At 37.1% G+C, this 1,977-nt stretch carries 2 protein-coding genes and 1 pseudogene; 1 reads left to right on the top strand and 2 read right to left on the bottom strand.

The genetic code is table 11. The features are described 5' to 3' along the window. A pseudogene (locus tag WB217_RS08550) lies at positions 1 to 430 on the top strand (bacitracin ABC transporter permease); the annotation flags it as partial. Between the two features lie 46 nt (positions 431 to 476). On the opposite strand, the gene WB217_RS08545 reads toward WB217_RS08550, so the two are convergent. Both WB217_RS08545 and WB217_RS08540 read right to left on the bottom strand, forming a co-directional pair. Continuing rightward, positions 477 to 902, bottom strand: coding sequence for a VOC family protein (locus tag WB217_RS08545; protein WP_423992521.1), 426 nt, complete (start codon positions 900 to 902; stop codon positions 477 to 479). Between the two features lie 237 nt (positions 903 to 1,139). Further along, a partial coding sequence (locus WB217_RS08540; protein ID WP_423992519.1) for a DUF4030 domain-containing protein occupies positions 1,140 to 1,977 on the bottom strand: 838 nt, incomplete at its 5' end.

Here is a 1,977-nt window from a genome sequence, read left to right as displayed (position 1 = left end):
AGGTGAAGTGGATGGAAATGAATCCAGACTTGATTTAACTATTCAGCAAAAAAGCCAAATGGGGCTCATCATGTTCATAGTCGGCTTCCTTGGGCTGACATTTTTGGTTACGTCAGGCTGTATCCTATATTTTAAACAAATGGATCAAAGCGAGGATGAAAAGCCAAACTACACGATTTTGCGAAAACTTGGATTTACAAAGGGAGATTTGCTTAAGGGGATTCAGGCGAAACAAACTTTTAACTTTGGTATCCCTTTAGTGATTGGCCTGATGCACAGCTATTTTGCAGTGAAATCTGGGTGGTTCTTTTTTGGTACAGAATTATGGTGGCCAATGTTGATTGTCATGGTACTTTACACAGCACTTTATTCGACTTTTGGTGTTCTATCCGTGACCTACTCTAAAAAGGTCATTAATGACTCTCTCTAAATTATTATTTATTAAGCCAGTCTGCGGGTGCAGACTGGCCTTTATTTTATTTTTCAGGATCAGTAGATACTTGCCAATCTATTCCGAATTTATCTGTCACCTGGCCATAAGCTGGGCTCCAAAATGTTTCCTGAATTGGCATCGTTACCTTGCCACCATCCTGCAGCTTCTCAAATATTTCATTAGCCTTCTCTTTGTTGCTGATCAAAAGTGCTACGGTTACCTGGTTTCCCAGCTGATAAGGATGGCCCGGCATATTATCAGAAAGCATCAAAAGTGCATTTTCAACTTTCAGCTGGGCATTCATAACAAGATTTTTCATTTCAGGAGCAATTGGATAATTAGGATCCTCAGGCATATCTCCAAATGTAGAGAGATTAATCACTTCTGCTCCCAATGCATGCTGATAGAATTTCACTGCTTCTTGACCGTCTCCATTCGTAACTAAATAAGGGACAATTCCTGTTACCATGACAGCACCTCTTCTTCATTTATAGAACTTACGTTCGTATTTAATTTTACCATATTTTTCTTCACTGCACAATATACTATTTTTGCCCATAAAGTAATGAAATATAACAACTATTAACCTAGTGAAAAATTGGCATGATAATAACGAAGAATACGAAATGGTCCTTAACTAAATTGAATTTTTTTAACTTAAAACAAATAAAAGCGATGAAGCATCACCGCTTTTCGTATTTCCATATTAATACGGGAAATCCTTGCCGCTCTTATCACGGACAATAATATCATATTCGTCATTTTTGACGCTTGTATCTACTCTCTCATTATCTATAAATTTCTTAATTTCATTCCGGATTTTTGTTACTGTTTCTTTTGCATCTTGATCCGATTGTTTCATGCTTGTTTTAATGATGATTTTCATTTTATCTTCTTTATAGGAATAAGCATATCCAGAGACCTTATACTCCTTTTTTAAGGCAAGGCCTTCATGAATACTTTCCAAATACTTCATCCATAGGCCCTCACGCTTATTTTTCTCGACATCGACGCTAACAAGCTTTACTTCTTTTTCTGAACCATTCGCTTTTGCAAGCTCGAGTGTGGCTGCTTTAATTTCATTCCCTCTCTTCTCAGTCAAAGGGATTGCCACTTCAATAACCTCATTGAATGGATTGACATACAAAAACTCATAACCTTTCTGTTTTAAACCTTCCTCTAGATTCTTGTTAAGTTCAGTCAATTGTTTTTCTTCTTTTGTCATAGGGGTTAATTTAGGAATATAAGAGGTTACTTTGATTTCATATGAATCATATCCCTTGCTCTTTAAGACCTTTTCAGTAATCTTTGTAATTTTCCCCCTTTCCAGGTCGGCATCCTTTTCTGATCCTTCTATGCGAATTTCGAATAAAGCAGTTTCTCCCGGAGTCATGCCAAGATATATCTTATCGTAACCTTCACTTTCTAAAGCTTCTCTAAGCACCTCAAAAACAGGTTTGGTCTGGAACACTTGACCGAGGTATGGAATTTTGGATGCAATTTCTGCCATAGTCGGATTAAGGAAAGAAGAACCAGTCAGAAGC

Source organism: Mesobacillus sp. (genome assembly GCF_049588175.1).
Lineage (GTDB): Bacteria > Bacillota > Bacilli > Bacillales > Cytobacillaceae > Mesobacillus.
This window is presented reverse-complemented; position numbering and strand designations above follow the sequence as displayed.

Bases quoted from the DNA above. Each gene is read 5' to 3' on its own strand.
- WB217_RS08545 (WP_423992521.1), bottom strand. From the start codon at position 902: ATGGTAACAGGAATTGTCCCTTATTTAGTTACGAATGGAGACGGTCAA.